4 protein-coding genes are annotated in these 6,739 nt (G+C 57.1%); 3 read left to right on the plus strand and 1 reads right to left on the minus strand.

The annotated features are described in order from the left end of the window. Positions 1–60 precede the first annotated feature (60 nt). Positions 61–1,089, minus strand: coding sequence for a LacI family DNA-binding transcriptional regulator (locus AC1DLB_RS17245; RefSeq protein WP_477785334.1), 1,029 nt, complete (start codon positions 1,087–1,089; stop codon positions 61–63). A gap of 240 nt (positions 1,090–1,329) precedes the next feature. Here AC1DLB_RS17245 and AC1DLB_RS17250 point away from each other — a divergent pair, with 240 nt between their 5' ends. The 3 genes from AC1DLB_RS17250 to AC1DLB_RS17260 all read left to right on the plus strand — a co-directional run. Further along, positions 1,330–2,136 carry a hypothetical protein gene (locus AC1DLB_RS17250; RefSeq protein WP_225609185.1) on the plus strand — a complete coding sequence of 269 codons (807 nt, stop codon included), beginning with the start codon at positions 1,330–1,332 and terminating at the stop codon, positions 2,134–2,136. 149 nt (positions 2,137–2,285) lie between these two features. Continuing rightward, a complete protein-coding gene (locus tag AC1DLB_RS17255; RefSeq protein ID WP_477785335.1) occupies positions 2,286–4,415 on the plus strand; it encodes a hypothetical protein in 2,130 nt (709 codons plus the stop codon). Positions 4,416–4,754: 339 nt separating this feature from the next. Then, positions 4,755–6,739, plus strand: a 1,985-nt coding sequence (locus tag AC1DLB_RS17260) for an autotransporter outer membrane beta-barrel domain-containing protein (protein ID WP_477785336.1), incomplete at its 3' end; no start/stop codon positions are given.

The raw sequence follows: 6,739 nt of genomic DNA on the forward strand, positions 1-6,739 counted from the left end.
CGCTCCTACAGGGGCGTGGGTGTAAATCCGTAGGAGCCAGGCTTGCCCGCGAAGAGGCCTTCAAATTGGAACACCCCCCGTGGTCGACCCCCGCACAATCAACCGTGCCGGAAAATCCAAAGTCCGCACCGGCCCGTCATCCCCACGCAAACGCTTGAGCAAACACTCAAACGCACTCGCGCCAATGTCCTCGGTCGGCTGGGCGAGGGCGGTAATCCCGCTGCCCACCAGCGGATACCAATCCAGATCATCCAGGGCGATCAACCCGACATCCTCAAACAGGTTGCACTGCAATTCACGCAACGCATGGGTACTGGCCAACGCCGCAATACCGTTGGCGCAGAACAGCGCTTTCGGCCTGGGACCAGGGGTATCAAGAAAGGATTTCAAGCGATCGGCCAGATCACCGCCAGTTTCAACCACCGCGCCCGAGAGCGCCGGACGCTGCTCGATCTGCGCCTTGAAGCTGCTGACCCGCTCGATCCGCGAACTGGTGCCGTCAAACGGCTCCGTCACCATCAGCACATCGCGATAACCGCGTTGTTCAAGATGGGCCACGGCGATCTCGACGGCGGCGGGATTGTCCAGCCCCACCAGATCGCTATCGAACTGCTCGACCTTGCGATCCACCAGCACCATGGGCATTTCCCGCTGCAATTCGCGCAACTCATCCACGTGGTGGCCGAGGGTATTAACGATCAAGCCTTCGATGTTGTACGAGCGCAGCAGCGCCAGGTGCTGACGTTCCTGCTCGTCATCGCGATCGGTGTTGCACACCACCAGGCTGTAGCCGTGCCGACGGCAGGCGGTTTCCACACCATGCATCACGGCAATCGAATAAGGGTTTCGGATATCGGCCACCAACATGCCGATCAGACGCGTGCGCCCACGTTTCAGGCCGCGGGCCATCTGGTTAGGGCGGTAGCCCAATTCGGCAATCGCCTGCTCGATGCGCAGGGCCRTGGCATCGGAGAGCAGGGCGCGGTCGTCGCCGATGAAGCGCGAGACGCTGGCCTTGGAGACGCCGGCGTGTTCGGCGACGTCGAGCATGGTGACGCGGCTGCGCTGGGCGGCGGAGAAGTCGTTCACGGATAGACAGCCTTCTTATTGGAATTATTCAGGGGCGACCGCAAGGTCTGAAACCGGTTTCAGATAACCGCATAACCCATCGGCTCGTCAAGTTTGAAAAGGTCTGAACCCGACGACAGGGCCGGAGTATTCCGACCAGCGGTAGTTAAACCTGTCAGATCTGACAGTAGGCGAGATTGCGATTACTGCGTTTAATTTCTCCCGAAGCAAAGGGTTTTCAAGGCCTCAGGAGAACGGCGGATGAGCACATCAACACCCATTGGAATATTCGCCGCGCCATTAAGCATTGACGGTGTCGGTGCCGATAAGGTGCTTCCGCCGGACGCGCACCTCAATGGTGTGACACTGCGAATCCCCCCTTGGCCCGCACCTTCGCTCAAACCGGGCAAGAGTGATTTGCTGCAGATCTGGATTCGAGAGCCTGGGGCAACGTCCGACACTCGTTTTTACCACAACCTTTTTCCCGTCAAGGTGGAGTTTCCGACCTCTATCCACTTGCCCTCGCAGTTCCTGCAACTGATAGGTGACATCACTCTGACCTACAAGGTGACGTCTGGAGATACCGAGAACGAGGATGACTCGCTGGCGCAGGTGTTCATCCTCAAACGCCCGGTCCCGGTCAACCTGAAGGAACCGGTCTTTCCCAACGCAACCTTGTGGGGTTACCTGAATTGCAGGACGTCTCCAGCGATCTGGGTGGTGGTCACTGTGCGTGTTCCGGCACAACCGGGGCGGTTCCTTGCAGGCGATGTGTGTGAACTGGGATGGGTAGGCTTCAGCAGCCTCAACGGCAGCGGTAACGCCATTCCAGGCACGGCGCTGAGCATGCGCAAAACATTGACGCAGCAGGAAGCCGATTCAGCGCAGGGCTTCGACTTCAGGCTCGAAAGCGACAAATACGAAAAACATATCAAGCCTATGGTCATCAACGCATCGGCACTCGCTCAGTACACGCTTTATCGAAAGGGTGTCGCTCTGGGTCGATCGGCCCCGGGCCTGGTAAAGATCGACCGGGGCGTATCGGGGAATCCACCTTGCGGCCCATAACCCAAGGAGTCTCAAGTTCAACCGTTGTAGAACACACAAACGCAAGAAAAACGTCAATCCCAGGAACATGCAGCCAGGAGTCGCGAGATTTTTCATTGGGACACAACGTTGATGGTTCAACGATTAATTCATCCATGGAGCATACGAACATGAATATGCAGGTTAAATCTGGCGGTGTCCTTGCCTTGCCTCCGACTATTGTCGGTGTGTTGCCTGATGGCCGAATTCCCTATCAACAACTGAAAGTCGACAGACTGGTCAAATTTCAATTGGCCGATGTCGATGACAAAACGCCTGAAGGCGCTCACAGAATCCAACTTCACCTGCACCCGAAAGGGATCAAGCCCGTACCATTCGACCCGACATGGGTGGTTTTGGAGTTGTTGAAAGCCAATCAGCCAGCGGCTGACTGGACGTTTCCGATCGATTTTGACGTGACTGGAGCTGCACTCGACCGACTGGTCGACAGGTTTGATATGAACGGCGAATACGCGGAATACGGCGCGACATTCATTATTTATGACGGCAACAGCAACGACGATATATCTAATCCACCTCTTGAGTTCAAAGTCGATCTGACCGGGCCTTACCAGCGCCAACCCGGTACGGGCAACGGCACCGGCCCCCGGCCTGTGTTGATCAGCCAGACTGGCTTGCCTACGAGGATTGACGAAGCCTGGCTGGCGGATCCCGCCAACGCCGGCGGCCTCGATTTGACCATTCCTACCGGCTATACAAAATTCGAAGCGTTAACCGATCTCGTCAGTTTCTATGTTTCTACGCAAACAACATTTACAGGGATGCAGGGCGACGTCAACGGAGCCTCTGTCATCGATTTTCCGCTGCCGGTTGGCGGGGTCATCAACATTCCTCTGGCCGATCTGCAGGCGTTGAGGGATGGTTCGTACTTTTATTCCTATAACCTCAAGGATGCGCCAGGAAATATCAGCAACAACTCGGCCATCACGTTGCTGTTCAGTCGGGTAAGTGCCCCCGCCCCGGTACTGGGCGTGCCAAGGATCCCGGTCACCGGCCCCAACGGGCAAACGCCCATCACTTTTGCGACGGTGGCACCTCCTCCTTCCAAAGCCGTGATGGAAATCGATTTTCCGCTCAACTMGCGTCCAGGTGACCGGATCATCCCGCATATCTCCGATTCGGACGGTAATGTCTACGATCTGCCTGAACAGCAAATTCCACCCGCCGGCACATCAGGTCCATTGAGCTTCGTGATTGACTACGACTTCTGGGCGCAAGTCTTTGGTAACCCCAACAGACAGGACGAGGAGCAGTTTGAGTATTGGTACGAATTGAGTCGCCCTACGATACCGGTCAACCCGGTTTCGCAGCCGCAGCAATTTGGCGTTGTCGATTTTTCGTACGCCGGGCCTGAGCAACCGAACCTGCCAGATCTGACCAACCCCAACATTGTGCCGGTGGTGGTTCAGGGCGCAGGCGCTCCGGTGCCCGCTCCCAACACACTCGGCTCGGCCCAGGCAGGGCTTGCCGCCACCATGACCTGGACGTTGTGGACAGATCCAGACCGACTGGTGACAGGGCGTGAAATCGTGACGTTCTACTACCAGGGCAAGCAAGTAGGGAGCCCGGTGGGCGTGCAGGCTGGGGATACGACGGTCACCACGCAATTGCCTTGGGCCACGATCCTGGCCGAAGGCAACGGCAGTGGTGCAACGGCGCGAGAAGCCTACATCACCATCGGATACCCTGGCAGCGCGAACGTGATGACGCAGACGCCCGTGACCCCGGTCAACGTGACAGCCATCGTGATCAATCTGCCTGCGCCACAGATCATCGTTTCAGCCTTCAGAACAGCCACCGGGACCCTGGTGCCGGAGCGTGTCGCGACTTCCATCAACTGTCCAAGCATGGATCACCCGACTGTAGCGAACGGGCCGATGCCGCCTTACGCGGCGCGCAGCCTGCGGATCAGGATCCTGCGTGATCCCAATATCCCTACAGGCGCAATAGTGAACCTGGAATTTGAGGGCCGGGTCACCAACACGGCGGGTGGGGCTGCAATTCCCGGCACTCAGATCACGGATTCGAGGCCTATGCCAGCGACCGGAGTGCTGGAATTCAACCTGACGGACTACACCGCCATCAGGACGATCCAGCTGCCAAGCCCCGGCCCGGGTCAGCGACCTGCCACCCGTTTTGCGCGCATCGCGTATACGGTCAAYGGAATCACTTCCGAGGTCATCGTCCCCGTGGCGCTCTTGAACTCGAGCCTGGTGTATTGCGAGCAGAACCGTCCTTGATAACGGATCAGCAGCGCTTCGAATGAAACTTCCCAGGATAAGGGCGACAGCAATTGTCGTCCTCATCCAAGGAGGTGAAGTCAGATACGTACGAGCTTACGACGCAAGGGGATAAATCGTACAAAGACGGAGATTGATCCTACATATCCCCGGGAAAGTTATCCGTAGTCTGGCGACCGTTTTAGTCCGGCTCGCACACCGTTTGAGTCGGAAACTCGTTCCTGATGGAATGCAATCGAGTAGGACTTAACTATGTTGCCAAAGTCGCAATTTCCTTTTTTGAAAACATCGATCAGCTTCTGGGTGGCAACCCTGATGCCTCTTCTGATGAATTCATCGATGACTCAGGCTGCCACTGTTCCGGCGGGCACCACTCAAGCCATCGACGCCACGACACCCCTGCAAACCTGGCAGCTTCAAAGCAACGCTACGTTGAACGCCACCAATGCCACAACACTGCAGATGACCAGTGCTGCTGGTGGTGTGTTCAACTTGACTGGCTCAAACGTCAGCGCCGCAACGGGTTCAGGTATTTCCCTGACCAACGCCAGCGCCAACCTGGACAACTCGAGCGTCAACAGTGCCACCGGCATCGGCATCTCTGCGGTACGAAACGTCGCCAGCGTCGGTGGTTCGAATGTGACATTGCGCAATGGGTCTGTCGTTCGAGGTTTGCAAGGAGGTATCGCGGGCAACCGGTTCAGCGTCCTCAATCTGCGAAATTCCACTGTTGAAGGGACTGGCGCCACCAGTTTCGGGATTCGGATGCTGGAGGGTTCACTGTCGGCCACCGGAAGTACGATCACCGGCGGCCTCAATGGCGTGACGGTGGGCACCGACACGCAAGTATCGACTGTCATTCCAACCACCATCGTTCTGGACGCTACCCGTGTCGAAGGCAAGACAGGGTCGGCGTTAGTGGTCGGCATCAACGCGCCGAACTTTCCGACCRTGGCCAACATCGAAGTGCGTAATGGCTCGAGCCTGGTCTCAGGCAACAATACGTTGCTGGAAGTCAGGCGAGGCGCCTCGGSTGGTTTCCTTGTGGATAACAGCGCATTGACCGGTAATGTAACGGTGGCTTCCGGCAGTTCCGCCAACGTCACGCTGCAGAACAATGCATCGTTGACCGGGGACCTGCAAAACGTCACGACCGCCGTGTTAAATAATCAGGCACGTATGACCGGTAACGTGCTGGGTGCTTCAAGTGTCGCGCTTGATAATGGTTCGACACTGAGCGGTAACCTGGACAATGTCGCCAGCGTGTCCATCAACAACCAGAGCATCATGACCGGCAACGTCAACGCTGCGACGGGCAGTGCTTCTGGCTTGACACTGGATAACGGGGCGAGCCTGACGGGGCAAGTGAACAACGTCGCCAATTTCGCCATCAGTAATCAGGCGCTCTGGCAGATGACCGGCAGCCAGTCGGTGAACAACCTGACACTCAGCAATGGCGGCGGAGTCCGATTAGGCACTAATCAGGAATATTTTCAACTGAACGTGGCCAACCTGGCGGGCAACGGTACATTCAGGATGAGTACCGATTTCAACCAGGGCATCAGTGATTTGTTGAATATCACTGCAAGCGCTGCCGGCGATCATCAGTTGCTGGTTCGCAGTTCGGGTTTCGATCCGGTCAATGATGCTTCGATCAAGGTGGTGCAGAGCGTTGCTTCAAACGCGCAATACGGCCTCGTCAACAACCAGGTCGATGTCGGGGCGTTCACTTATAGACTGGTGAAGGACGGGAATGACTGGTACTTGCAGCCCGACAAGGAAGTCGTCAGCACACCGACCCGCTCGATATTGGCGATTACCGGCACGACGCCTGCGGTGACCTACGGCGAAATGGCTCTATTGAACAACCGGATGGGCGATCTACGTGTCAATGGCGGGCAAACCGGCGGATGGGTCCGGTCTTTCGGCAGTCGGTACAGCATCGGCAACAATGCCTACGGGAACGGCTATAGCCAGCGCCAGTACGGGTTGTCGATGGGGGTCGATACCCCGGTGGAGATCGCGGGCGAGCGCGTGTTGCTGGGTGTGTTTGCCGGTTACAGCAAATCCGATCTCGATCTGAGCCGTGGCAGCTCCGGTGAAATCGGCAGTACATCCCTCGGCGTTTATGGCACCTGGCTGGGTGATAGTGGCTATTACCTGGATACGGTGGCCAAGCTCAATCACTTCCGCAATGAAGCCAATGTGGCACTGAGCGATAACACCAAAACCAAAGGCAACTACAACAATCTGGGGGCCAGTGCATCGGTCGAGTTCGGCAAGCGCATCGACTTCAAGGACGGCTATTACGCAGAGGTGTTCAC

This window comes from Pseudomonas sp. 05N434 (genome assembly GCF_056396965.1).

Excerpts from the sequence above, each read along its gene's own strand:
- AC1DLB_RS17250 (WP_225609185.1), top strand. The coding sequence starts at position 1,330 with ATGAGCACATCAACACCCATTGGAATATTCGCCGCGCCATTAAGCATT.